At 57.9% G+C, this 25,317-nt stretch carries 21 protein-coding genes; all 21 read right to left on the bottom strand.

Annotated elements, in window-relative coordinates; translation table 11 throughout:
- Position 1 precedes the first annotated feature (1 nt).
- Positions 2-1,612 (bottom strand): ATP-binding protein, encoded by a 1,611-nt coding sequence (locus PVE98_RS19685; protein WP_407568537.1) that lies wholly within the window; start codon positions 1,610-1,612, stop codon positions 2-4.
- Positions 1,605-3,692, bottom strand: coding sequence for a Mu transposase C-terminal domain-containing protein (locus tag PVE98_RS19680; RefSeq protein ID WP_024014938.1), 2,088 nt, complete (start codon positions 3,690-3,692; stop codon positions 1,605-1,607). The genes PVE98_RS19685 and PVE98_RS19680 overlap by 8 nt, the downstream gene beginning before the upstream one ends.
- The gene (locus tag PVE98_RS19675; protein ID WP_094988648.1) at positions 3,679-4,506 is read right to left on the bottom strand and encodes a TnsA endonuclease N-terminal domain-containing protein; all 828 of its coding nucleotides are present in this window, start codon (positions 4,504-4,506) and stop codon (positions 3,679-3,681) included. Before PVE98_RS19675 ends, PVE98_RS19680 begins: the two co-directional genes overlap by 14 nt.
- Before the next feature lie 145 nt (positions 4,507-4,651).
- The gene (gene glmS / locus PVE98_RS19670) at positions 4,652-6,481 is read right to left on the bottom strand and encodes a glutamine--fructose-6-phosphate transaminase (isomerizing) (RefSeq protein ID WP_096072285.1); all 1,830 of its coding nucleotides are present in this window, start codon (positions 6,479-6,481) and stop codon (positions 4,652-4,654) included.
- 148 nt (positions 6,482-6,629) lie between these two features.
- Complete coding sequence (glmU, locus tag PVE98_RS19665; protein WP_096072286.1) at positions 6,630-8,000, bottom strand: bifunctional UDP-N-acetylglucosamine diphosphorylase/glucosamine-1-phosphate N-acetyltransferase GlmU; 1,371 nt, start codon at positions 7,998-8,000, stop codon at positions 6,630-6,632.
- A 158-nt stretch (positions 8,001-8,158) separates the two neighbouring features.
- Positions 8,159-8,578 carry a F0F1 ATP synthase subunit epsilon gene (locus PVE98_RS19660; RefSeq protein WP_033755408.1) on the bottom strand — a complete coding sequence of 140 codons (420 nt, stop codon included), beginning with the start codon at positions 8,576-8,578 and terminating at the stop codon, positions 8,159-8,161.
- Positions 8,579-8,602: 24 nt separating this feature from the next.
- Positions 8,603-10,000, bottom strand: a complete 1,398-nt coding sequence (gene atpD, locus PVE98_RS19655; protein ID WP_033755405.1) for a F0F1 ATP synthase subunit beta — start codon at positions 9,998-10,000, stop codon at positions 8,603-8,605.
- A gap of 29 nt (positions 10,001-10,029) precedes the next feature.
- Positions 10,030-10,896 (bottom strand): F0F1 ATP synthase subunit gamma, encoded by an 867-nt coding sequence (atpG, locus tag PVE98_RS19650; protein WP_033755402.1) that lies wholly within the window; start codon positions 10,894-10,896, stop codon positions 10,030-10,032.
- Between the two features lie 52 nt (positions 10,897-10,948).
- A complete protein-coding gene (atpA, locus tag PVE98_RS19645) occupies positions 10,949-12,490 on the bottom strand; it encodes a F0F1 ATP synthase subunit alpha (RefSeq protein WP_096072287.1) in 1,542 nt (513 codons plus the stop codon).
- Positions 12,491-12,504: 14 nt separating this feature from the next.
- Entirely contained in the window at positions 12,505-13,038 is a 534-nt protein-coding gene (gene atpH / locus PVE98_RS19640; protein WP_033755396.1) for a F0F1 ATP synthase subunit delta, read from the bottom strand.
- Between the two features lie 14 nt (positions 13,039-13,052).
- Positions 13,053-13,523, bottom strand: a complete 471-nt coding sequence (gene atpF / locus PVE98_RS19635) for a F0F1 ATP synthase subunit B (protein WP_033755393.1) — start codon at positions 13,521-13,523, stop codon at positions 13,053-13,055.
- A 111-nt stretch (positions 13,524-13,634) separates the two neighbouring features.
- Entirely contained in the window at positions 13,635-13,874 is a 240-nt protein-coding gene (gene atpE / locus PVE98_RS19630; RefSeq protein WP_003849523.1) for a F0F1 ATP synthase subunit C, read from the bottom strand.
- Between the two features lie 48 nt (positions 13,875-13,922).
- The gene (gene atpB / locus PVE98_RS19625) at positions 13,923-14,741 is read right to left on the bottom strand and encodes a F0F1 ATP synthase subunit A (RefSeq protein ID WP_033755384.1); all 819 of its coding nucleotides are present in this window, start codon (positions 14,739-14,741) and stop codon (positions 13,923-13,925) included.
- 8 nt (positions 14,742-14,749) lie between these two features.
- Positions 14,750-15,130 (bottom strand): F0F1 ATP synthase subunit I, encoded by a 381-nt coding sequence (atpI, locus tag PVE98_RS19620; RefSeq protein WP_048781264.1) that lies wholly within the window; start codon positions 15,128-15,130, stop codon positions 14,750-14,752.
- A gap of 713 nt (positions 15,131-15,843) precedes the next feature.
- Complete coding sequence (gene rsmG / locus PVE98_RS19615; protein WP_333620473.1) at positions 15,844-16,461, bottom strand: 16S rRNA (guanine(527)-N(7))-methyltransferase RsmG; 618 nt, start codon at positions 16,459-16,461, stop codon at positions 15,844-15,846.
- Positions 16,462-16,508: 47 nt separating this feature from the next.
- Entirely contained in the window at positions 16,509-18,398 is a 1,890-nt protein-coding gene (gene mnmG, locus PVE98_RS19610) for a tRNA uridine-5-carboxymethylaminomethyl(34) synthesis enzyme MnmG (RefSeq protein WP_096072288.1), read from the bottom strand.
- Between the two features lie 441 nt (positions 18,399-18,839).
- The gene (gene mioC / locus PVE98_RS19605; RefSeq protein ID WP_313620076.1) at positions 18,840-19,280 is read right to left on the bottom strand and encodes an FMN-binding protein MioC; all 441 of its coding nucleotides are present in this window, start codon (positions 19,278-19,280) and stop codon (positions 18,840-18,842) included.
- Positions 19,281-19,432: 152 nt separating this feature from the next.
- A complete protein-coding gene (gene asnC / locus PVE98_RS19600; RefSeq protein ID WP_033755376.1) occupies positions 19,433-19,894 on the bottom strand; it encodes a transcriptional regulator AsnC in 462 nt (153 codons plus the stop codon).
- Between the two features lie 102 nt (positions 19,895-19,996).
- A complete protein-coding gene (gene ovoA / locus PVE98_RS19595) occupies positions 19,997-22,135 on the bottom strand; it encodes a 5-histidylcysteine sulfoxide synthase (RefSeq protein WP_033755373.1) in 2,139 nt (712 codons plus the stop codon).
- A 70-nt stretch (positions 22,136-22,205) separates the two neighbouring features.
- Entirely contained in the window at positions 22,206-23,666 is a 1,461-nt protein-coding gene (gene viaA, locus PVE98_RS19590) for an ATPase RavA stimulator ViaA (protein ID WP_096072291.1), read from the bottom strand.
- A complete protein-coding gene (gene ravA / locus PVE98_RS19585; RefSeq protein ID WP_033755367.1) occupies positions 23,663-25,159 on the bottom strand; it encodes an ATPase RavA in 1,497 nt (498 codons plus the stop codon). The genes viaA and ravA overlap by 4 nt, the downstream gene beginning before the upstream one ends.
- Between the last annotated feature and the right edge of the window lie 158 nt (positions 25,160-25,317).

Raw genomic sequence — 25,317 nt, 5'->3', positions numbered from 1 at the left:
GTCAGCTCGCTCTCAGCAGAGGCCGCAGATCGAGGATCAAGCCAGCCTGCTTGAATCTGTCATAGGCCTCGCTTTCAGGCCCATCGGCATAACGTCGGCGCAGATCCTCCTCGGATAGGCACCCCCACTCCGTCCGCTTAACTCTGGAAATGCCGGGCCTCTTGGGAGCGTCCTGCGCGAGGTAGGCCGTGGCCTTGTGAATCAGGGCCGCCAGCGGGATGTCCGGATTCTCCGCCAACAATTCATCGGCCATGGGAATGGCGATGTCCCTCGGGATTTCCATACCTTCGAGCAGGGCGGCCAACCGCTTTGCCTTGTCATCAGCCGGAGGGGCCGATGGTTTAGGTTGGGGGACGCTATCCAGAGAGCGAGTCAGGGTCAGCAACCGTCCCTCGATCTCTGGCATCAGCAGGTCGTCATATTTGGCGATCAGCTCGGGCCTACCGCTCCGCAAGGCCGCCAGCATCGGATGGACCGGTTTGAACTCGTCCTCGAAAACCCTGCGCAGCAACAGCGGCTTAATGCACTCGACACCTGTCACTATCGCCCGGATCTGCGCCAGCGCGAACAGCTTGATGACGATGTCCATGACCCCTTGGGTGAGGTCGTACATCGTAGCCTCCAGTTCATCATCCAGCGGCGCCGCATTTCGCAGCCACTGATACTTCCAAAGCCGCTTCAACAGACGCTTCCAATGCTCGTCCCGAGGCAACCTATCCCAGCGGATGCTGCCCAACCCGGAGACCCGCCGAGCAGCCCGGAACGTGCGCTGGAAGAACTTGCTGGCCCGGTGGGTGCCGACCTGAATGATCGGAACACCGATGGTGTTCACCAGCGACACGAAGAAATTGTGCATTTTTTCGGCACCACCGGAGCGTGCCTCGTTGAGGTTCTGAACCTCGTCGATGATCAGCACTCCGAGCGTGTGCAGATTGGCCACCTGGCACATGGATGCCAGCAGACGTTTGCTACCCAGCTTCTTGCGTCCGTGGCTACGGCTGTAGTGGGTACCCAGGATCTTGTCTACTTCGTTGAAGAAGCTCAGGCACAGCTCATCCAAGTCACCGTCAATTGGGCAGTCGATCTTCAGGTAGACCAGTTGGGTGATGTTGTAATCAGGGTGATGGAGAGCTTGGGGGTACATGCCCAGAATCCGCTCCAGCGTGCGCGTCTTGCCGCAACCGGAGCAGCCGAACAGCGACAGGCTGTTGGCCGTAGAGGAGACACTCTGGTACACCGCCGCATCCAGATCCTCCTCCTCGACACGGCGATAGCCATTCTGCAGGTGCGCATACCAGGCACCGCTGGCCGGATTCCGACCGATGTACCCTTGACGGATCATCAGGCTGATCTTGCTCTCCAGCTCCAAGTGATGGCTCAGCGGCTGGAAGAAGCCGTGCAACAGGCGGGCAATCGCATGTGCCCTGAGCCGACCATCCAGAAGCGCCTCCTGCGGCTCGAAACCGGGAAGCTGCTGCAATAGATCGACCACCTCCTGCAGATCAGGAATCGGAGGCAATGCGCTGATGAGCGGATTGTCCTGATACTCGGGAAGCTGCTGCTCCTGGTAACGCGCCAGGGGAATGACTCCGCGCTGGAATTCTTCAGTCATCCTCTTCCTCCTTGAATATCAGGTCACTGAGATCTGGGAAGGCATAATCTTCCTGCTTCTCACCCCGCAGTGGGATCACCTCGGCTGGCTTTTCCTGCTGTGCTTTATCCGGTTTGAATGCTGTTTTCTGGCGTTCCTGGCGCTTTTCCTGCTGCTTGTTCTCGCGGATCTGGGTTCCCAGATCCTTCGTGGTCATACCCGTTTTGACCGGACTGGCATCCTCTGCCTGGGCAACGATGGACTCGATCTGCTTCAGAAGATTGCCTCTCTCTACCAAAGCTTCCGCCGCCGCGTTGGTATCGCTACGCCGTTCCTCTCTGGACAGCAGCCAGACATCCCAGAAGGTCATCCCCCTGAAGCGTCGACTGCGGTCGGCAAGATCGCAAACCCAGTAGTCCTTGAGACTATTGGACGGCCGCAGGTAGATGTGGTCGGCGCTACGCGGATCGTATGCGACCGTTACCCCTGTCGGCCGGCGCCCCTGGCCTCGGTGAAACCAACCCTCCCTGATTGCTTCCTGGCAGGTGTAGAAGCAGCCGAACAGCCTGATTCCCAGCTCCGAAACCGTGGCCGACTCATGGGGCAAGAGATTTATCCGCACCAGCTCCTCGGGCGCAGTACGTAACCGGCCGGTCAAGTTGGCCAAGCCCCAGTTCCACAGCATGACCGGGATGGCTGGCAGATCGCCCGGCATACCAGAGGTTCTGTCGTATTTGCTCAAGGTATGAAAGTTGTTGTGGTAGAGGATGCCGGCAATGATGATCTGGGTGAACTCGGGCAAGGTCAGACTGGCATCAAGTCTGTAGTCGTGGCCACCCCGCTTCCGGCTGGTGGTGTCCTCGACCACACCGCTGGCATAGGGCTTGAAACGCTCCTGCACCGTCCGGAAATAACGCTCGACGATCCCCTTGGCATCTCCTCGCCTGGCCGGTGCATTCTCGATGCGAACGCCGAAGGCTTGGGAAAATGCTTCCACCTTGGTGCCATTCAGTTCGCCCTTATCGGCCAGCACCACATCCGGCAAGCCTTTGACCGGCCAGTCGCTGGCATCGATCTCCACGCTATACTGGCGGCAATACTCAACCTTGTCGGCGACCGTGTTGGCCAATGCCACCATGGCACTGACCCAGGAAGGTCCCTCGAATCCGACGTACATACCAACGACCATGCGGCTGAACACGTCGATCACCATGTAAACGACAGGCCTGCCGACGATAAGGCTGCGATCATGTTCTGAAACCAGATAGATATCGGCGATGGTGGCATCGATCTGGTAGCGGTATCCGGGCCCCAGTGCCTCGGTCGTCGATGTACTGCTGAGCGGTCGGAAGTCCTTGGCAAAATCCACTGCGGACACCCTGCATGGCAAGGTGTCGGTGAAGTGATATTCGCGCCCATAGAAGTAACGGAACTGCCCCAATGTAGGCAGTTCGAAGGTCGGCAGCTCCGTCAGAACAGCACGGAGCAGATTCAGCCCGGCGGCGTAGGCATCAGGAATGGACGGATGTTTTTCCTTGAGCAAACGTTCCTCGATGACCCGGCGAAAAATGCGCTCGATGTCCGGCGTGACATTGCTCCCTTTCCCCTCCATCACCACTCTGGGCCTGCCCAGCTTGGCCTGGTTCGGCTTTCTGCGCTTGCCACGGGCGCCCGAGTTGACATAGTCCGGCAAGAGGGCATTCCTGCACATGCCTCGCTGCCAGTAGCGCCTCAGTAACCTATACACCGTCTGATTGGTGACACCATGGCGCTCCATGATGCCTCTGACAATGAGCCCTCTGGGGCGCCGCACGAAAAGCTGGGGGTCGTGCACAAAATCCGCCAGCATTCCCCAAGCTTCATCACGCTTCTGCTGATCAAGGGAACCTTCCTCAACCTCCCGTAGGACTGTTTCCTCGAAGGGATCGGCAATGCTCTCCAGCTCCCGCTCCATGATCAGACGCTCCAGCTCTACAATCGATATCGGTTCGGGCAACGCCGTGTCCGAATCGATATCGATCCAGATTGCCTGCTCGGTACCGGACCAAAGCAGGCGCTTTCGCAGTTCCCCCATCCGGAACACCTGATTAACGGGCAACACTGCTCAGCTCCTGATGCATTTGATGAGAGTTGGCAACCAGGTCTTTCGGCTTCAGCTCCCGGTAAGGAGTGTCAAGATCGAAAAGGAAACAGTGCCGGGCCAGCAACTGGCGTAGCCAATAGAGCGCCTGACCGGCCTCCAGCTGGCCGGAGGTATCCAGTCCTTGGGCAATAGCGGTCAGCTTCCGGTCTGGGTGACGCTGAAACTCGAGCAGAAACAGCTGCTGGTAATGGGCGAGATCGTCCTGAGCGATGTCGCCTTCAGCATGGGCAGGATAGAGCCATTGGATATTGGCAAATGCCACCTTGGATACCTCGCGCTCAGTGACGATGACCCAGGGAATACCTTTTTCCTGCCAGTAGCGCCTTTCAAGTTCAAGCCTCTCGATAACTTCAGGCTTCTGCAGGTCGGTACTGTACTTGGCCTGAATCGCGATGCTCGGGCGCTGAGGATCTTCGAAATCCACCAGAAAGTCGCTGGTCAGTACCTGCTGGGTACCCTTGTAACAACCGTGGGGCAGGCCAAGCTCCTCGGCGATGCGCACCGTATCTTCGACCCGCATCGGAAACTGTTCACGGATATCGGTGACATGGGGAGACCGATCCAAGGTCAGGAAGATGGCCAGTTCAAGATCGGATAGAAGATGGTGTAAACGCCGGGTCTTGCTGCCAGGCAGGCGGTGGGAGCGACCCAGCGAGGACACGTCCCTGGTGTAGATGAACGGCTTGTAGTCTGATCCCTGGCCTTGGCCACGCCCGTCCTTGAGCCTTCTATCGATCTGGGCCTGGGTCAGCCCCTTGAATGTTCCAGACATGAGAAAGCCTGCCCCCGCTGTGTCGATGACCTCAACATAGCGGATGCAGGCTCAGAATGAAACTTTATTTATACGGATGATACTTTATTTATACGGATGAACCTTTATTTGCATCCCACAAGGGCCCGTTTCCGGGCCCGCTTGTTTACTCTACCGTCACTGACTTCGCCAGGTTACGCGGCTGATCCACGTCGGTGCCTTTAATCAGCGCGACGTGATAAGAGAGCAGCTGCAGCGGCACGGTGTAGAAAATAGGCGCGATCACCTCTTCCACGTGCGGCAGAGAAATAATCTTCATGCCGTCGCTGTCGCTGAAGCCGGCGTCCTGATCGGCAAAGACGTACAGCAGACCGCCGCGCGCGCGCACCTCTTCAATATTAGACTTCAGCTTTTCCAGCAGCTCGTTGTTCGGTGCCACCACGATCACCGGCATATCGGCGTCGATCAGCGCCAGCGGACCGTGCTTCAGCTCGCCAGCGGCGTAGGCTTCGGCATGGATATAGGAGATTTCTTTCAGCTTGAGCGCCCCTTCCATAGCGATCGGATACTGATCGCCGCGGCCGAGGAACAGCGCGTGATGCTTGTCGGAGAAATCTTCCGCCAGCAGTTCGATACGCTTGTCCTGCGCCAGCATCTGTTCGATGCGGCTCGGCAGCGCCTGCAGGCCGTGCACGATCTCGTGCTCGGTTTCCGCCGACATGCCGCGCAGGCGGCCCACTTTCGCCACCAGCATCAGCAGCACGGTAAGCTGTGTAGTAAAAGCTTTGGTCGAGGCAACGCCGATTTCAGTGCCCGCTTTGGTCATCAGCGCCAGATCCGACTCGCGCACCAGCGAAGAGCCCGCGACGTTGCAGATCGCCAGCGAACCGAGGTAGCCCAGCTCTTTGGTCAGACGCAGCGCCGCCAGCGTATCGGCGGTTTCGCCGGACTGCGACAGGGTAATCAGCAGACTGTTTTTGCGCACCGCCGATTTGCGGTAGCGGAACTCAGAGGCGATCTCGACGTCGCAGGGAATATTCGCCAGCGACTCGAACCAGTAACGCGCCACCATACCGGAGTTATAGGAGGTGCCGCAGGCGATGATTTGTATATGCTCGACCTGGCTCAGCAGGGCTTCGGCGTGCGGACCCAGCTCGCTGAGATCGACTTCGCCATGGCTTAAACGACCGGTTAAGGTGTTTTTAATCGCCATTGGCTGCTCGTAAATCTCTTTCTGCATATAGTGGCGATAAATGCCCTTATCGCCCGCGTCGTACTGCACGCTCGATTCGATCTCGGCGCGCTGCACCGCGTTGCCCGCATGATCGACGATAGTGACGTCGCGTCGGCTAATCTCGGCAATGTCGCCCTCTTCCAGATAGATGAAGCGGCGCGTCACCGGCAGCAGCGCCAGCTGATCGGAGGCGATAAAGTTCTCGCCGACGCCGCGGCCAATCACCAGCGGGCTGCCCGAACGTGCGGCCACCAGCAGCGACGGATCGCGGCTGTCCATGATCACCATGCCATAGGCGCCGCGCAGCTGAGGAATGACGCGCAGCACGACGTCGCGCAGCGTGCCGCCCTGTTTCTGCTCCCAGTGCACCAGATGCGCCACCACTTCGGTGTCGGTTTCGGATGCGAAGCGATAACCGCGCGCGATCAGCGCTTCACGCAGCGGCTCATGGTTTTCGATAATGCCGTTATGCACCACGATGATTTGCTCTGAGACGTGCGGATGCGCGTTGGCCTCCGACGGTTCGCCGTGGGTTGCCCAGCGCGTATGAGCGATGCCGGTGCCGCCGATCAGCGGCTGCTGCTCGGCAGCCTCCGCCAGCATCTGCACTTTGCCGACGCGACGCAGTCGCGTCACGTGGCCCTGACGATCAACCACGGCCAGACCGGCCGAATCATAACCGCGATACTCCAGGCGACGCAGCCCTTCCAGCAGAATCTCTGCGATATCGCGCTGCGCTACTGCACCTACAATTCCACACATAAATGTTATTCCTGACCTGATGGCTTTCGACCATCTTTCGTTGTCATACGACCTGATAACCGGCTTTGCCGGGCTCCCCGAGCCTTGTAGAGAGTGGGGATTATTATTGTGTTACTGCGGCGGCCAGCACGCGGCTGGCCGCTAAAAATTACTTTTTCTTCGCCGGACGCTGCCAGTCCGCTTTGCTGTTCTGCTCTTTGCGGTTATAGACCAGCGACGCCTCGGTAACGTCTTTCATTACCGTGGTGCCCGCCGCGATTGTTGCGCCCGCCGCCACGCTGACCGGCGCCACCAGCTGCGTATCGGAGCCGACGAAGACATCGTCGCCGATAAGGGTTTTGGATTTGTTCGCGCCATCGTAGTTGCAGGTGATAGTGCCCGCGCCGATGTTGACGTTGGCGCCTATCTCCGCGTCGCCGAGATAGCTCAGATGTCCCGCCTTCGAGCCTTTGCCCAGCGTCGCCTTCTTCATCTCGACAAAGTTCCCGACGTGAGCGGCCTGCGCCAGCTCGCTGCCTGGACGCAGACGGGCGAAAGGCCCGACGGTGCAGTCGGCGGCGAGATTCGCATCCTCGATCACCGAATAGGGGCTGATTTCGCAGTCGTCGCCAATGACGCTGTTTTTAATGATGCAGCCCGCGCCGATTTTCACGCGGTCGCCAAGGCTGACCTCGCCTTCGATAATGACATTGACGTCGATCTCGACGTCGCGACCGTGGTGCAAAACGCCGCGCAGATCGAAGCGCGCCGGATCGCGCAGCATCACGCCCGCCAGCAGCAGTTTTTCCGCCTGTTCGCTTTGATAAACCCGCTCCAGCGTCGCCAGCTGCAGACGGTTGTTAACGCCGTCGGTTTCGCTGACGCGCGCCGGTTGCACCGCGTTGATCTGTCGCCCTTCCTGGTGCGCCAGCGCAATGATATCGGTGATGTAGTATTCGCCCTGCGCATTGTTATTGGTGAGCTGGGCCAGCCAGCGCTTCAGATCGCCGCCGTTGGCGATCAGGATGCCGGTATTGATTTCGGTGATCTTCAGCTGTTCGGGCGTAGCGTCTTTCTGCTCGACAATGCCGACAATGGCGCTGTTTTCGCGCACGATGCGCCCGTAGCCGCCTGGATTGTCCAGCACCACCGTCAGCAGGCCGATGCCGCCTTCAAGTTTGGCGTCGCGCAGACGCTGCAGCGTCTCCTGAGAGATCAGCGGCACGTCGCCGTAAAGCATCAGGATATCTTCGTCGTCAGCGAATGCGGGGGCGGCCTGCTGCATTGCGTGGCCGGTGCCGAGCTGTTCCGCCTGCAGCACCCAGTTGAGCGACGGCTCGGTCAGCGTGGCCTTCAGCCGGTCGCCGCCGTGACCATACACCAGATGAATATGGCGCGCGCCGAGGCCGGTTGCGGCGTCGATCACGTGCTGAACCATGGGTTTGCCTGCAAGGGTATGCAGAACTTTGGGCAGATCGGAATACATACGGGTTCCCTTGCCGGCAGCAAGGATCACCACGCTCATTGCGCTGTTAGACATAACCATCCTGACAGAGTTTTTGACATGCGAAAGTTAAACGGTTTACCCCTGAGATTACTACATTTTTCTCAGGTCGAAATTAGGCGCGCGCAGGTTGAAGCGCAGGAAAAAAAAATGCCAGCCCGAAGGGCTGGCATTTCGTGACGCATAAAGCCTGATTACATCGCTTTTTTGGTCAGCTCGATCACGCGCAGTTTAGCAATGGCTTTCGCCAGCTCCGCAGAGGCCTGAGCATAGTCCACGTCGCCGTGGCTGCTGTTCATGTGCTCTTCTGCTTTGCGTTTCGCTTCCAGCGCACGCGCTTCGTCCAGGTCGGTACCGCGGATAGCGGTATCGGCCAGAACGGTAGTGCTGCCCGGCTGCACTTCCAGCACGCCGCCAGAGAGGTAGATAAACTCCTCTTCGCCGTGCTGCTTCACGATACGGATCATTCCAGGCTTGATGGCAGTCAGCAGCGGCGCGTGGCCTGGGAAAATACCCAGTTCGCCTTCGCTACCTGACACCTGAATTTTCTGCACCAGGCCAGAGAACAGCTGTTTCTCTGCGCTGACGACGTCCAGGTGATAAGTCATAGCCATATCTGTCCTCCCGGGAAACCGTTATTACAGTTTCTTCGCTTTTTCCACGGCTTCTTCGATAGCGCCGACCATGTAGAAAGCCTGCTCCGGCAGATGGTCGAACTCGCCGTCCATAATGCCTTTAAAGCCACGGATAGTGTCTTTCAGCGTAACGTATTTACCTGGCGCACCGGTGAAGACTTCCGCTACGAAGAACGGCTGAGACAGGAAGCGCTGAATCTTACGTGCGCGAGCCACCAGCAGTTTGTCGTCTTCAGACAGCTCGTCCATACCGAGGATGGCGATGATGTCTTTCAGTTCCTGGTAACGCTGCAGCAGAGACTGCACGCCGCGCGCAACGTCGTAGTGCTCCTGGCCAACCACCAGCGGATCCAGCTGACGGCTGGTGGAATCCAGCGGGTCAACGGCCGGGTAGATACCCAGAGACGCGATCTGACGGCTCAGGGTAACAGTTGAATCCAGGTGGGCGAAGGTGGTCGCCGGAGACGGGTCAGTCAAGTCATCCGCAGGAACGTAAACGGCCTGAACGGAGGTGATTGAACCGGTCTTGGTGGAGGTAATACGCTCCTGCAGCACGCCCATCTCTTCAGCCAGGGTCGGCTGGTAGCCTACTGCTGACGGCATACGACCCAGCAGTGCGGAAACTTCCGTACCGGCCAGGGTGTAACGATAGATGTTGTCGATGAACAGCAGAACGTCGCGGCCTTCATCACGGAATTTTTCCGCCATGGTCAGACCGGTCAGTGCCACGCGCAGACGGTTGCCCGGCGGCTCGTTCATCTGGCCATACACCAGCGCAACTTTGTCGATTACGTTGGAGTCGGTCATTTCGTGATAGAAGTCGTTACCCTCACGAGTACGCTCGCCCACGCCGGCAAATACCGAGTAACCTGAGTGCTCAGCCGCGATGTTACGGATCAGCTCCATCATGTTTACGGTTTTACCTACGCCCGCGCCGCCGAACAGGCCGACTTTACCGCCTTTGGCGAACGGACACATCAGGTCGATAACCTTGATGCCGGTTTCCAGCAGTTCCTGCGAGTTGGACTGGTCTTCATAAGAAGGCGCCGCGCGGTGAATAGAGGAGATCTCTACTGCACTGCCGTCTTCTTCTTTGATGTCGCCTTTCATGTCGATCGGCTCGCCCAGCACGTTCATGATACGGCCGAGGGTGGCTTTACCCACCGGAACCTGGATCGGTTTTTTCAGGTCAGCAACTTCCAGACCGCGCTTCAGGCCGTCAGAAGAACCCATGGCGATGGTACGAACCACGCCGCCGCCCAGCTGCTGCTGAACTTCCAGCACCAGACGAGCATCACCATTCTGAACCTCAAGGGCGTTGTACACTTGCGGTACCGCGTCCTGAGGGAATTCGACGTCAACTACGGCGCCGATAATCTGGACAATCTTTCCAGCTGCCATCTTGAATCCTCTACCTAATTCTTACCTGGTTAAACCGCGGAGGCTCCCGAGACGATCTCGGTGAGTTCCTGGGTGATGCTGGCCTGACGAGCTTTGTTGTAAACCAACTGCAGCTCTTTGATCAGATTTCCGCCGTTATCGGTTGCGGCTTTCATCGCCACCATACGCGCGGCCTGTTCGCTGGCCAGGTTTTCCACCACACCCTGATAAACCTGCGATTCGACATAACGACGCAGCAGGGTATCCAGCAGCGCTTTCGGATCGGGCTCGTACAGGTAATCCCAAGTCTTCGCCTTCATCTCTTCTTCACCTTCCGCTGGCGGTAACGGCAGCAGTTGGGTAATGGTCGGAGTCTGAGACATGGTGTTATTGAACTTGTTGCTGACGACATACAGCTTGTCGATGCGACCTTCGTCGTAAGCCTGCAGCATCACTTTTACCGGGCCGATCAGATCGGACAGGGCAGGTTTATCGCCCATGCCGGTGACCTGCGCCACGATGTTGCCGCCTACGGAGCCGAAGAACGCCAGACCTTTGGAACCGATGATCGACAGATCGCTCTGCACGCCTTTATCGGACCAGGCTTTCATATCCGCCAGCAATTTTTTGAACAGGTTAATGTTCAAACCACCACAAAGCCCGCGGTCAGTCGAAACGACCAGGTAGCCGACGCGCTTAACGTCGCGCTCTTCCAGGTAAGGGTGCTTGTATTCCAGATTCCCTAACGCAAGGTGACCAATCACTTTGCGCATGGTGTCTGCATACGGACGGCTGGCCGCCATGCGTTCCTGCGTTTTACGCATTTTGGAGGCGGCGACCATTTCCATCGCTTTGGTGATCTTCTGCGTGTTTTTCACGCTTCCAATCTTGTTACGTATCTCTTTTGCGCCGGCCATTAGCTTCTCCTCAAAGCCTTGCGGCCTGTCTTTTCAGACAAGCCGCCAGACATTACCAGGACTGGGTTGCTTTAAACGTGTCGAGCAGGCTTTTCAGCTTCGCTTCGATGTCGTTGTTGTAGTTACCAGTTTGGTTGATTTCCTGCATCAGCTCGGCGTGGTCGCGGTCTGCGAACGCCAGCAGTGCAGCTTCGAAGCTAAGGATTTTCGCCAGTTCAACGTCGTTCAGGTAGCCGCGCTCGGCAGCAAACAGCACCAGACCCTGTTGCGCGACGGACATCGGCGCATACTGTTTCTGTTTCAGCAGCTCGGTCACTTTCTGACCGTGGCTCAGCTGTTTGCGGGTCGCGTCATCCAGATCGGAAGCGAACTGCGAGAACGCCGCCAGCTCACGATACTGTGCCAGCGCGGTACGGATGCCGCCGGACAGTTTCTTGATGATCTTGGTCTGAGCAGCACCACCAACACGCGATACGGAGATACCTGGGTTAACTGCCGGACGAATACCGGAGTTGAACAGGTTCGATTCCAGGAAGATCTGACCATCGGTAATCGAGATTACGTTGGTCGGAACGAACGCGGAAACGTCGCCCGCCTGGGTTTCGATGATCGGCAGCGCGGTCAGTGAACCGGTTTTACCTTTAACTTCGCCGTTGGTGAAACGCTCAACGTAGTCAGCGCTAACGCGTGACGCACGCTCCAGCAGACGAGAGTGGAGATAGAACACGTCGCCCGGGAACGCTTCACGGCCCGGCGGACGGCGCAGCAGCAGAGAAATCTGACGGTAAGCGACAGCCTGCTTAGACAGGTCATCGTATACGATCAGCGCATCTTCGCCGCGGTCGCGGAAGTATTCGCCCATGGCGCAGCCGGAGTAGGGCGCCAGGTACTGCAGTGCAGCGGATTCAGACGCGGACGCAACCACCACGATGGTGTTCGACAGCGCGCCGTGTTCTTCCAGCTTGCGCACCACGTTAGCGATGGTAGAAGCTTTCTGACCGATCGCGACGTACACGCACTTAATGCCGGAGTCGCGCTGGTTGATGATCGCGTCGATCGCCAGCGCGGTTTTACCGGTCTGACGGTCGCCGATGATCAGCTCACGCTGGCCACGACCGATTGGAATCATCGCATCGACAGATTTGTAACCGGTCTGAACCGGCTCGTCGACTGACTGACGGTCGATAACGCCCGGTGCGATCACTTCAACCGGCGAGAAGCCGTCGTTGTCGATCGCGCCTTTGCCGTCGATTGGCGCACCCAGGGTGTTCACCACGCGGCCCAGCAGGCCGCGACCGACCGGCACTTCCAGAATACGACCGGTACACTTAACCTTCATGCCTTCGGCGAGGTCAGCGTACGGGCCCATGACCACGGCGCCGACAGAGTCGCGCTCGAGGTTCAGGGCGATAGCGTAACGGTTGCCCGGCAGGGCGATCATCTCACCCTGCATCACATCGGCCAGGCCGTGTACGCGGATGATACCGTCGCTTACAGAAACGATTGTACCTTCGTTGTGAGCTTCGCTCACGACATTGAACTGAGCAATGCGCTGCTTGATCAGTTCGCTGATTTCGGTGGAATTCAGTTGCATATGCTCCAGTCCCCTTAAGACTGCAAGGCGTCTGCCAGACGCTCGAGACGGCCGCGCACGCTGCCATCAATCACCAGATCACCCGCACGGATGATCACGCCTGCCATGACAGACTTATCAATTTTGCAATTCAGCTTAACTTTGCGTGACAGACGTTTTTCCATCGCGGCGCTGATTTTAGTCAGCTGGCTGTCACTCAGCGTACCGGCAGAAATCACCTCCACCTCCGCAGTCGCCTCATAGGCGTCGCGCAGGTGAATGAACTGCTCGAGTACAGCTGGAAGCGCGGTCAAACGTCCGTTCTCTGCCATAACCTTAATCAGGTTCTGGCCGTGTTCATCTAATTGATCGCCGCAGACGGCAATGAAAGAAGCCGATAACGCTTCCGGCGCCAGCGCGCCAGAGAGAAGATCGGCCATTTGCTCATTGCGTGCTACGGTCGCGGCAAACGCCAGCATATTTTGCCAGCGCTCGATGCTTTGATGCTCAACAGCAAAGTCAAAAGCTGCTTTGGCGTAGGGGCGAGCTACAGTAATCAGTTCAGACATCAGCCCCTCCCTCCTTACAGTTCAGCGACCAGTTTATCAACGATGTCGCTGTTAGCAGCTTCATCCACGGAACGTTCGATGATCTTCTCGGCGCCAGCCATTGCCAGCAACGCGACTTGCTTACGCAGCTCTTCGCGAGCACGTTTACGCTCGGCGTCGATTTCAGCCTGCGCCTGCGCCACGATGCGGTTACGTTCGTTCTCGGCTTCAGTTTTCGCTTCGTCCAGAATCTGAGTACGGCGTTTGTTCGCCTGCTCGATAATGACCTGAGCTTCTTCTTTAGCTTTTTTCAGCTGGTCGGTCACATTGGCCTGCGCGAGATCCAAATCTTTCTTCGCGCGCTCAGCAGAAGCAAGGCCTTCAGCAATTTCTTTCTGGCGCTTTTCGATGGCAGCCATAATCGGCGGCCATACGTACTTCATGCAGAACGCGACGAACAGGATAAACGCGATGGCCTGGCCGAGGATTGTTGCGTTAATGTTCACAGCACAATGCCTCTAATTAAGTTGTTAACTTTTCTGCCGATATCTTAACGATAAGCGGCAGAACCGTTCATCATCGCACCCGGTGCCATGATGAACCAGGAGCGACAGGCTTTAGGCGACAGCAAACATCACATAGAGACCCAGACCAACAGCGATCATCGGGATTGCATCCACCAGACCCATTACAACAAAGAACTGCGTACGCAGCAGAGGAATCAGATCCGGCTGGCGCGCGGCGCCTTCCAGGAATTTACCTCCGAGGATGCCGATACCGATCGCAGCACCGATTGCCGCCAGGCCCATCATCACAGCGGCAGCCATGTACAGCAGATCCATATTCAGGTTTTCCATGACAGTCTCCAGTTTGTTTCAGTTAAACGCTTAGTGTTGAGAAAAAAATCAATGTTCTTCAGATGCCATCGACAGATAGACAATCGTGAGGACCATGAAAATGAAAGCCTGCAACGAGATGATCAGGATGTGGAAAATGGCCCACGGCACATTCAGCACCCACTGCGACCACCACGGCAACAGACCGGCAATAAGGATAAAGATCAGCTCACCCGCATACATGTTGCCGAACAGTCGCAGACCGAGTGAAACCGGTTTGGACAGCAGGCTAACACCTTCAAGGATCAGGTTGATGGGGATGAAGATCGGGTGATTAAAAGGCTGCAGCGTCAGCTCTTTCGCGAAGCCGCCTACACCTTTCATTTTGATGCTGTAGAACAGAATCAAAATAAATACGCCCAACGCCATAGACAGCGTGATGTTCACGTCTGCGGACGGCACGACGCGCAGCGCCGGCAGGCCCAACCAGTGCTCGCCGATGTACGGCAGCAGGTCGATAGGCAGCAGATCCATGAAGTTCATCAGGAAGACCCAGACGAAAATCGTCAGAGCCAGCGGGGCGATAAGTTTGCTTTTACCGTGGTACATGTCGCGCACGTTGCTGTCAACGAAGCCGATAACCAGTTCGATAGCAGCCTGCATTTTCCCTGGCACGCCGCTGGTGACGCTTTTCGCCACTTTGCGGAACAACACCAGGAAGATGAATCCCAGCACCAGAGAGAAAAACATAGAGTCGATATTTAATACCCAAAACGTCGCGGGAGCGTCGTGAGCATTCACTAACTCGAAGGTACGCAGGTCCAACTGAAGGTGCGTCAGATGGTGACCGATGTACTCTTGAGGAGTTTGAGTTTCTCCTGCAGCCATGATGCCTTTTACCCTTTGTTGTTAATTACCGCCGGTGCCAACATCTGAACCACCAGCACCGATAACCAGGTTATCCCGAGCGGCCAGAAAACCACCCTGAAAACACCCAACGCCACAATGAGCAACACGATGGTTGCGATGACCTTGCCGATTTCGCCGAGAGCGAAACTCCACGCAACCCGTCCGGAAGCCGGGGATTGCCCTTGCAGGCGCCAGGCTAAAAACATGAACAACACGTTCGGCAGCCAGGCTGCCGCTCCGCCAGCCAGCGCAGAGACGCCCCAGGTGACATCTTTCAGGGCAAAGAGAGCGCCGATGATGACAACAGTCACCAGCTGGATAGCCAGCACGGTTCGGGCGAATTTTACACTGTAAAGAGACACTGACATGGCGCTGTTACTCCCCTGCCCCATAAGGGGTATGTCGCGTGTCGTATAAGACTGCCTTTACTCACTCGAGTCAAGCAGCAAAAGCCGTGCAAATTATACGGGCCGCACCTGCGATTTCAATCCGTAAGTAGCCAAAAGGTGAACAATTATTTAAATTTCTTTCCGAACGGCTATTTTTCCAAAGATTGCCAGGCGAAATTATGGACCTGCCCCGCGCTAATTTGGCTTCCGGCTTGCGTTTAAAGCGTGCTTTAGATCACATTCTAAACACTGCCCCACTATTCAAATTTGCTGACGAGCAATAGTGGCGTCTATTAATTCGCCGTTAACGCCTTTAAAAACAGTGGGATAATATTTTCGCCACCTCAAGCTGACCTTATTTTCGATAAAAACAGCTGATTGACATCACAGAGTGTGGCAAGAACGTTAAATTGATATTACGCACGCGGAGTTATTACCCTGATATATTTTCCAGCGTGATTATCTGCCCGCCCTGCAGAAGCGGTGGAAGTGATCTTCCTGATAAATAAATGTGAATTAATCGTTAAATGTAACAGAGCTTTTCGGATAATTTCCGGCAAGTCTGTTAACGTTATTTTACTGCCGTCACGTTTAAAATCGCAGCGTACTGGGAAATCAACTGCCGGTTTTATGACCAGCGCATTGAGTAAGGCAAATGACGTTGAACGCCTTAATCCCTGCGCTGTTTAGGGCTATTCGCGTCCGATGATCACCAGGTGACGCTCGCCGTCCAGCTCAGGAACCTGTAGCGCCTCGACTGAAATCAGACGAAAACCGGCTGGCAGGCTGGCGATTTCATCGTCGGGACGTACCCCTTTCAGCGCATAAAATTGTCCCTGCGCGGAAGGCAGATGATGACACCAGTTCACCATATCCTGCAGCGAGGCGAACGCGCGGCTGATAACGCCGTCGAATGGCGGCTCAGAGGGAAACGTCTCTACCCTGCTCTGCACCGGCGTGATGTTGGGTAAACCCAGCTCATGCTGAACCTGGCGCAGAAAACGCACGCGTTTGCCCAGGCTGTCGAGCAGCGTAAAGTGCACCTGCGGCAGCACGATGGCGAGCGGAATGCCCGGCAGGCCAGGTCCGGTGCCCACGTCGATAAAGCGTTCGCCCTTCAGATGAGGCGCCACCACGATGCTGTCGAGAATATGGCGCACCAGCATCTGCTGTGGATCGCGCACCGACGTCAGGTTGTAGGCTTTATTCCACTTATCCAGCAGGCCGACGTAGGCGACCAGCTGCTCTTTTTGTTGATCGGAGAGGGAAATACCGGCTGCCTTAAGCAGCGAAGCGAGTTTTGTGATCACAGCATAAATCCAGTCAGCGGGGGCGAGCGGCCTCGCCCCGTTTCAGGTCAGGCGCTTTTGCGCAGCAGCCCTTGTTTTTTCAGGTAAATCAACAAAATCGAAATCGCCGCCGGCGTGATGCCGGAGATGCGCGACGCCTGGCCGATCGATGAAGGCTTATGATCGTTGAGCTTGGCAATGACTTCGTTCGACAGGCCGTTGACCTGACGATAATCCAGCTCGGCCGGCAGCAGCGTATTTTCATTGCGCAGTTGTCGATCGATCTCTTCCTGCTGGCGCGCGATGTAGCCTTCGTACTTCACCTGAATCTCAACCTGCTCGGCCGCCTGCGCGTCAGGCAGCGACGGGCCGAAGCTCGGCAGCGCGGTAAGTTGAGCGTAGGTAAGCTCTGGACGACGCAGCAGATCTTCTCCGCTCGCCTCTTTGGTCAGCGCGCTATTGAGCAGCGTATTTACTTCCGCGACGTTTTCCGACCTCGGATGGACCCAGATATCGCGCAGGCGCTGACGCTCCTGCTCAATTGCCTCCAGCTTCTGGTTGAAGCGTGCCCAGCGGGCGTCGTCCACCAGACCCAGCTCGCGGCCGGTTTCGGTCAGACGGAGATCGGCGTTATCTTCGCGCAGCATCAGGCGATACTCTGCGCGCGAGGTAAACATGCGGTACGGCTCTTTGGTACCGAGGGTGCAGAGATCGTCCACCAGCACGCCGAGGTAGGCCTGATCGCGACGCGGCGCCCAGCCCTCTTTGTCGGCGGAGCAGCGTCCGGCGTTAAGTCCTGCCAGCAGTCCTTGCGCCGCCGCCTCTTCGTAGCCGGTGGTGCCGTTGATCTGGCCGGCGAAGAACAGTCCGTGAATATATTTGCTCTCCAGCGTCGGCTTGAGATCGCGCGGATCGAAAAAGTCATACTCGATCGCGTAACCCGGGCGAACGATTTTCGCGTTCTCCAGACCCTTCATCGAGCGCACGATCTGCATCTGCACGTCGAACGGCAGGCTGGTAGAGATGCCGTTCGGGTAAATTTCGTTGCTGGTCAGCCCTTCAGGCTCCAGGAAGATCTGATGCGCGTTGCGGTCGGCGAAGCGCATCACCTTGTCTTCGATCGACGGACAGTAGCGTGGGCCGATCCCCTCGATGATCCCGGCATACATCGGGCTGCGATCGAGGTTATTGCGGATCACCTCGTGGGTCTGCTCGTTGGTATAGGTGATCCAGCAGGGAACCTGCTGCGGATGCTGCGAGGCATCGCCCATGAACGAGAAGACCGGCATCGGGTTGTCGCCATGCTGCGGGCTGAGCACAGAAAAATCGATAGTGCGCGCGTCAATGCGCGGCGGCGTACCGGTTTTCAGACGGCTGACGCGCAGCGGCAGCGCACGCAGACGCTTCGCCAGCGGAATCGACGGCGGATCGCCTGCGCGACCGCCGCTGTAGTTATCCAGCCCGATATGAATTTTGCCGTCGAGGAAGGTTCCGACGGTGAGCACCACGGCTTTGGCGCGGAACTTCAGCCCCATCTGCGTGACGGCGCCCACGACGCGATCGTTTTCGACGATAAGATCGTCTACCGCCTGCTGGAAGATCATCAGGTTGGGCTGGTTCTCCAGCGCGGTGCGTACCGCCTGGCGATATAGCACGCGATCCGCCTGCGCGCGGGTAGCGCGCACCGCCGGGCCTTTGCTGCTGTTTAGTATCCTAAACTGAATGCCCGCCTTGTCGATCGCCGTGGCCATCAGACCGCCTAAGGCATCCACTTCCTTAACCAGATGTCCTTTTCCAATGCCACCAATCGCCGGGTTACAGGACATTTGTCCAAGCGTATCAATGTTATGGGTGAGTAACAGAGTTTGCTGACCCATTCGGGCAGCGGCCATCGCGGCTTCTGTGCCCGCATGACCACCACCGATTACGATGACGTCAAAAGGATCTGGATAAAACATGAAGTGGTACCTCGTTGATGAACTGGCAGGGATCGTCGCCCTGGGCGGTGGATTCTACTGAAATTCCGCCGAGGGTGAAAGCGGCGGGATCTGCGGGTTTAAAAGAAAGGATCTTTATCCTGTATATGATCTTTCTGTTAGATCTCTTTATTAGGATCGCGACTGCCTGTGGATAAGCGTCAAAAGCGATAGTTTATCAGCCAGATAGCGAGGATCCTTTGCTGTGAATGATCGGTGATCCTGATCCGTATAAGCTGGGATCAAAATAGCAAGTTATGCACAGCTCACAAAAGCATCAGCGGTTGTTCTTGGGATAACTACCGGTTTTACGCAGCAATCAAGTGTAGTTATCCACAAAAAAAGCGAACGCGATCGAATAAAAACAGACGTTTTAACTGGGGATCCTGCGAAATACCCGATCCCCTGTGGCAAAGGATCCGCTCAGAGATGAGCCATCCAGCCGCTTAGCCAGGCTTCGGCCGGATCTTCAGGGATCTCGTGTTCCAGCACGTCGATTTCCAGCCGCTCGCCAATGCGCTGTGCCCCACGAGCGATCAACAGCGCGTCCAGTGAACGAATGGCGCCGCAGAAGAGATCGTATTCATGGTTGCCGAGGCCGATCGCACCGAAGCGCAACGCCGACAGGTCGGGCTGGGTTTCCGCAATCGCCTCATATAAAGGCTGCAGATTATCCGGCAGTTCGCCTGCGCCGTGGGTAGAGCTCACCACCAGCCAGATCCCCTGCTGCGGCAGCTCGTCCAGCGCCGGGCCGTGCAGCAGCTGCGTGGAAAAACCCGCTTCCTGCAGTTTCTCTTCCAGATGTTCGGCCACATATTCGGCGCTGCCCAGCGTGCTGCCACTGATTAAAGTAATGTCGGCCATGATGCTCTCCCGGAATAAAGGCGAGCATTGTACGCTGTGATCAAGCCGTGATCCACCTGTGGAAAACAGGGTTAATAGAAATGAGGATGCGAACGCAGCCGTTGGCGCAGGCGGCGTTCGCGTGGGATAAAATTGTGCACAGAAAAAAAAGATCAGGGTTTGATGGTGCGCATGATCGGGTTTTGCAGCGAGATCAGGGTTTCGGTGGACTGGATTTCGTCAATGGTCTGGATCTTGTTGATCAGTACCTGCTGCAACGCGTCGATAGATCGGCACATCACCTTAATAAAGATGCTGTAGTGTCCGGTGGTGTACCAGGCCTCGACCACTTCGTCGAGCGCCTCCAGCTTGCTCAGCGCGGCAGGATAGTCGCGCGCGCTCTTCAGAATGATGCCGATGAAGCAGCAGACGTCGAAACCCAGCTGACGGGGATCGATCTCCACGCGGGTGCCGAGAATAATGCCGGCCTGTTTCATTTTCTCCACGCGAACATGGATGGTGCCCGGACTGACGTTGAACTGTTTCGCCAGCTCGGCGTAAGCGGTGCGGGCATTGTCCAGCAGCGCATTCAGGATCCCGCGATCCAGGTTGTCCAGTTGCAGTGATTCGGCCATATCATCCTCATGTCAGCTCTTCTTCTTTGAACAGAGGAGAATGTGCAGTAAAAAGCGGCGTCAGGCAATCTCCGGCAGCGGCGTTTGCCGCTGCCGTCAGGATTAACGCTTACGCCACAGCGTGACCTGAGCCAGCGAATGCTGATACTTGCGCGCGGTTTCGCGGATCACGAAAGGCTGGTCCTGCGGCGCGCCGATCGGCTCGAACTCCGCTGCCAGCAGCCGTTGCAGCGCCTGCAGGGTAGTGAGCGCCTCGCCGTTTTCGCGGATGCCGCCCAGCCAGTTCTCTTTCGGCGTGAAGGCTTCCAGCCAGGTATAAGGCGAGGCGAGCAGCAGCAGACCGCCGGAGCGTATCATCGGCGCGATATCCTGTAGAAAGCGCTGCGGCTGACGCAGGCGATCGATCAGGTTAGCGGCCAGCACCAGATCGTACTGAGCAGGCTGCGGTTTCAGGTTGCAGGCGTCGCCCTGCACGAACTGAATACGCCGCGCCTGTTCGACGTCGAGACCAAAATCTTTCAGGCGCACCTGGCGATAGTCCACCAGATCGCCCTCTTCCGGCACCACGTAGCGGAAATCCTCGCCCGAGGCGAGCTGCAGCGCCACGTCGATAAAACGCGCCGAATAATCCATCCCGATCACCCGTTCGAAATGGCGTGCCAGTTCGAAGCTGGCGCGGCCGGTGGCGCAGCCGATATCGAGCGCGCTGCCGCGTGACGCGCAGTGGGGCAGCGCCAGCGCCACCAGCGATTCAGCGTAGTTGTCGACGCCGAAATAGCGCGGGCCGTACTGGAAGTCGAGATACTGCGACACCATATCGTCGGTTTCGTAGGGGTTGAGCGTCATCGATTCTTTATGGGAGGAGACGACGTAGCGGAATCCCGCATGCTGGAAAAAGTGGCGGCGAAAGGCGTAGCGCGACGACTTCAGCGCCTCGTTGCCGGTGGAGATCCAGCTGCCGCCCTTGATGATCGAATGCTTGCCGTCGAAGGTCGGCGTAGAGAAGTCATCGTAGAGCGGATGCACGCGAAATCCTTCAAAGCCGTTGATCGGCGTAGTGGTCCACTGCCAGACGTTGCCCACGATGTCGAAAAAGTCGCCCTGGGCGAAACGATCGACGGCGCAGGATGAGGCCCAGTAGGCCAGGTTAAGGTTGCCCGGCGCCTGCTGCCACTCAGGCTGATCGCCCTCGACCTGCTCGCGCAGCTGCATCCATTCCGCCTCGCACGGCAGCTGCACGGCGGCGCCGGTCTGCTCTGCTTTCCAGCGGCAAAACGCGGCGGCCTCCAGCTGATTGACTTCCGCCGGCCAGTCCCAGGGCATCGCAACCTCTTCGGTCATCAGACGCAGCTTTAACGCGTCCGGCTGTTGCACATCGCCAACCCAAAAGGTCGGCATCTGCGCCTCGGCAAAGCTGCGCCAGCCCCAGCCTTCGTCGTCCCAGTACTGGCGCTGCTGGTAACCGCCCGCCGCGACGAATTCGAAAAATTCGGCATTGCTGACCAGCATTTTGCTGGCCTTGAACGGCTGAAGTTCTGTCGTCTGGCTGCCGTATTCGTTGTCCCAGCCGTAGGTATCGTCGCTTTTTCCCTGCGTCACGACGCCGCCAGGCATGGCGACCAGGCTGTTGGCCGGCACCGCGTCGCGTACGCGTCGCGCCTCCTGACAGGCTGGCCACTGCGGCTGCGGCTTAACCCATTCGACAGGCAGCTGGCGCATCAGCACGCTGGAGGTTTCCAGATGGATACGCTCATGCTCGATACCCATCAGGATCACCCAGGCCGGACTTTCCCAGTCGATCGGCAACGTCAGCGGCATGGTTTCGATAAAGCGCGTCACCAGGCTTTTCACTTTGCCGCGGTAGTCCCGCACCTCCTGCACGCTGGGCCAGGCGTAGTGGCTCTCATCGAGATCGTCCCAGCTCATCTCATCCACGCCGATCGCCATCATCGCCTCGATGCGATCGTCGACGCGCGCATCGATATAGCGGCCCGCCATCAGCTTATTGATATAGAAAGAGGCGGTGTGGCCAAAATAGAAGATTAAAGGATGGCGCAGCGTAATGGCTTTGGTAAACCAGGCGCGCTCGTCGGCAAGGCAATCGAACAGGCTTTCATACAATTCCCAGGTTTGCGTGTAGTAAGCCAGCAGCTCGGCGCGTTTCTCTGCAACGCTGCTGCCGGAAAGGCGTACCGTACGGGTCGGCGCCGGTAGATTTTGATGTTGTTGTGCGGTTGTCACAGTGAACTCCGTTAGCTGAATAAACACAGCGGGTAATTCACTATAGCAAATCGGGGTTTCTGCCCCGTGACTAACGCCGCCAGCGGCGCAGCAGGCGGCTTTTCATGCCGGTATCGAAGCGCCAGATATGATCGAAAATGCGCAGAATGCCGGGTTTGCCGTGGGCCGACATTGCCACGGCGTGAAAGCGCTGCTGTTGTTGCAGCTGACGCAGCTTAATCAGGCTGACGATCTCGTCGGGCAGGCGCTGGGCGATAAAATCGGAGACCACCACGGCGTCGGCGTCCTGCCACAGCGCGCCCTCCATACGCTTTGCCACGGCTGCCAGACAGGCAGCGAGGTCGGTGCCGCCGCGAAAGCGCTGGCTGAGAAAGCGGATCGCCTGCTCCAGCCCGTCGTCGCCGGTGAGCTCGTAGCCGATAACGTCGTGGGCAAACAGCATAATGTAGCAGCGGCGGCGATCGGCCAGCGCCACCTTCAGCAGCGCCAGGCAGAACGCTTTGGCGCAGCGCTCATTGAAGCCGCCCATCGAGCCGGAGGTATCGACGCAGACGATAAAGGGGCCGCGCGGCTGCTCTTCGTGCTGCTGGTGGCTGACCGGGCGCAGCGTGACTTTTTCATGCCAGGCATCGCCCTGCAGTTTGTAAGTCAGCAGCCGTTTTTCCACCAGGCGACGATAAAATTCCAGCTCCAGCTCGCTGATGCTGATGGTCGCCAGCTCCGGCGGCAGCAAACGCAGCACGTCGTCGCTCTGGTGAATGCCGCTCACCTCTTCAGGCACCGCGTCCGGCTCGCGCACCAGCTGATGGAAAGCCTCCAGCGGCGCATCCTGCGATGGCACCGATTTCGCCTCGCGGCTGCGGCCCAGCTGTTGCGCCAGCGCCAGCAGCTCCGGCTGCTGCGCCAGAAAGTCACCATACTCCAGCATCAGCTGATAGTCGCCGTGCTGCAGCGGGGCTTTGCTCATATCCCATAAGCGGCCGGCCGCCGCCTCGTCGTTGTCGCTCAGCAAGGGCGCCAGCTGGCCGCTCAGCGCCATACGCTGCTGCAGCTCGGCCATCAGGCGTTCGCGCTGCTGCTCCAGCAGCTGTTCGTTAAGCGTCAGCGTCTGCAGCGTCAGGCTGAGACGCCAGCGCTGCAGAAACAGCGTATGCTGCGCGCCGCTTAGCTGATGCGCGTCGGTATGCTGCAACAGGCGCTGCGCTTCTTCCAGGAAGGGCGAAGGCAGCTGAGTCAGCGCCTCGAGTATCTCGGGCAGCTGCTGGCTGAAGTCGTGATGGCTGAGCAGCTGCGCGCGTTGAAACAGCTGAAACTCGTCGGCCAGCGTTTCCGGTACCGGCGTCGCTTTCAGCTCGGCGTTGATCTCCGCTTTCCAGCGCGGCACGTCGCGCAACATCGCCTGCTTCAGACCGGGGAATTTTTCAAAGAAGATCGCCAGCTGCGGGGAGGCGAGCAGCGCGAGGATCAGCTCTTCAATCAGTTCGGCTTCGCCGATGGAGAGCAGCGCGCTGAGCGTCTCCAGCGAGATCATTTACGCGCCTGTTTCAGCTGATCGGCCACGTCCTGCAGGCTGGTTTCGATGCGCGCCAGCCAGTCATCGCTGATAAACAGGCAGCGCTGATGCTGGCTGAACTGATGGCGCTGCGCGCGCAGCTGGGTATCCAGCTCGTCCAGCGCCTCGCTGATTTCAGCCGGCAGTTCGCTGTGCGCAACGGCGCCAGGCAGCGTCAGGCGCGCCGTTTGCAGGCTGACGTCGCGCAGCGCCAGACAGTGCTGCGCGTCCACCAGCAGATCGAGCGTCTGGGCGAAACCGATACCGTTCAGCTTGCCGCGCACGTCGCCGCCCTTCAGCAGCCACTGCTCCAGCGCCTCGCGGGCGATCACCACATGGGTAACCTGCATATCGTGCAGCGTCAGCGGCTGCTGCAGCATCAGGGTCAGCTGCGGCTCCGCCAGGCTGGCTGGCAGCTCGTAGTGCGGCTTGCGGCTGAACATGCCGCTGTGTTTTTCCAGCGTGATCGCCTGCGCCACGCTTTGCTGCTGCTGTAGCGCCAGGCGTCGCGCCTTGAGCTGCTGCAGCCTGAGCAGCAGCGTCTGCTGCTGCCACGCCTGCTGCGTCATCAGCTGGTCAATGGCGCGCTCCAGCACCTGCATAGAGGCGACGTCGTGCCACAGGCAATCTTTCAACAGGATAAGGTCGATTGGCGCGATGGCGCTGCGGCCGCTGTAGAAGGCGCTCGCCTGCAGCAGGTGAATCGCTTTTTTCCAGCGGCGATCGGAGATGTAGGGCGCGTCGGGGAGGGTTTCCAGATGCTGGCGCAGCTGATAGATCAGCTCGAAGACGTTATCCGGCAGGCTGACCTGGCTAATGCCCTGCTGCCACTGATGATATTCCTCGTCGCTGATGCGCAGCGATTCCGCGACCGGATTGGCGTTTTCATCCTGCTGGTGGGTCAGCATGCTGCGAAAGTTTTGCTTCTCATGCACGTTGTCGAGCCAGAGACGGATTAGCATGCGGTCGTAGAGCGCTTCCAGCCCGCTGTCCGCTTCCGGCAGTTCGTTCGAGGCGGTGACCAGCAGGCGCATCGGAATTTTTTCTTCGCTGTCGCCATTGCGGAAGCGGCGCTCGTTAATGGCGGTCAGCAGGGTATTGAGGATGGCGGGTCCCGCCTTCCAGATTTCGTCGAGAAACACGATCTCCGCGTCAGGCAGATAGCCTTTCGTCAGGCGCTGGTAGCGGCCTTCATCTTTTAACGCCTGAATCGACAGCGGGCCGAACACCTCTTCCGGCGTCGAGAAGCGCGTCATCAGGTATTCAAACGCGCGGGCGTGCTGAAAAGCGTATTTCAGGCGGCGGGCGATCAGGCTCTTGGCGATGCCCGGCGGGCCAAGCAAAAACACGCTTTCACCGCTCAGCGCCGCCAGCAGGCAGAGGCGAATAGCGTCGTGGCGTTCATACAGACCCTTCTCGAGGGCATTGCTGAGACGAGAAATTCTTTCTGCCAAAAGATGGGGTTGAGCCATAATCACTTCATTGTCCTTCTGTTACTGCTGCCGTCTTATTGTGTCAGGCGCACTACTCTACTGATTATGATGCGTGAAAGCGTTGATTGCCGTCCGCTTTTTTTGTGTCACAAAATCCAATCATCGCATAATGCCGCCAGAAAAATCGTCAGCGCTAA

Origin of the sequence: Pantoea sp. GABEPS69 (assembly GCF_045780835.1) — a bacterium.
GTDB classification, from domain to species: domain Bacteria; phylum Pseudomonadota; class Gammaproteobacteria; order Enterobacterales; family Enterobacteriaceae; genus Pantoea; species Pantoea septica.
Note: the sequence above shows the minus strand (reverse complement) of the source record. Positions and strands in the feature narration are given on the sequence as shown.

Coding starts and splice junctions, on each gene's coding strand:
- PVE98_RS19685 (WP_407568537.1), bottom strand. CDS start 1,612: ATGACTGAAGAATTCCAGCGCGGAGTCATTCCCCTGGCGCGTTACCAG.
- PVE98_RS19675 (WP_094988648.1), bottom strand. CDS start 4,506: ATGTCTGGAACATTCAAGGGGCTGACCCAGGCCCAGATCGATAGAAGG.
- glmS (WP_096072285.1), bottom strand. CDS start 6,481: ATGTGTGGAATTGTAGGTGCAGTAGCGCAGCGCGATATCGCAGAGATT.
- glmU (WP_096072286.1), bottom strand. CDS start 8,000: ATGTCTAACAGCGCAATGAGCGTGGTGATCCTTGCTGCCGGCAAGGGA.
- PVE98_RS19660 (WP_033755408.1), bottom strand. CDS start 8,578: ATGGCTATGACTTATCACCTGGACGTCGTCAGCGCAGAGAAACAGCTG.
- atpD (WP_033755405.1), bottom strand. CDS start 10,000: ATGGCAGCTGGAAAGATTGTCCAGATTATCGGCGCCGTAGTTGACGTC.
- atpG (WP_033755402.1), bottom strand. CDS start 10,896: ATGGCCGGCGCAAAAGAGATACGTAACAAGATTGGAAGCGTGAAAAAC.
- atpA (WP_096072287.1), bottom strand. CDS start 12,490: ATGCAACTGAATTCCACCGAAATCAGCGAACTGATCAAGCAGCGCATT.
- atpH (WP_033755396.1), bottom strand. CDS start 13,038: ATGTCTGAACTGATTACTGTAGCTCGCCCCTACGCCAAAGCAGCTTTT.
- atpE (WP_003849523.1), bottom strand. CDS start 13,874: ATGGAAAACCTGAATATGGATCTGCTGTACATGGCTGCCGCTGTGATG.
- atpB (WP_033755384.1), bottom strand. CDS start 14,741: ATGGCTGCAGGAGAAACTCAAACTCCTCAAGAGTACATCGGTCACCAT.
- atpI (WP_048781264.1), bottom strand. CDS start 15,130: ATGTCAGTGTCTCTTTACAGTGTAAAATTCGCCCGAACCGTGCTGGCT.
- mnmG (WP_096072288.1), bottom strand. CDS start 18,398: ATGTTTTATCCAGATCCTTTTGACGTCATCGTAATCGGTGGTGGTCAT.
- mioC (WP_313620076.1), bottom strand. CDS start 19,280: ATGGCCGACATTACTTTAATCAGTGGCAGCACGCTGGGCAGCGCCGAA.
- asnC (WP_033755376.1), bottom strand. CDS start 19,894: ATGGCCGAATCACTGCAACTGGACAACCTGGATCGCGGGATCCTGAAT.
- viaA (WP_096072291.1), bottom strand. CDS start 23,666: ATGATCTCGCTGGAGACGCTCAGCGCGCTGCTCTCCATCGGCGAAGCC.
- ravA (WP_033755367.1), bottom strand. CDS start 25,159: ATGGCTCAACCCCATCTTTTGGCAGAAAGAATTTCTCGTCTCAGCAAT.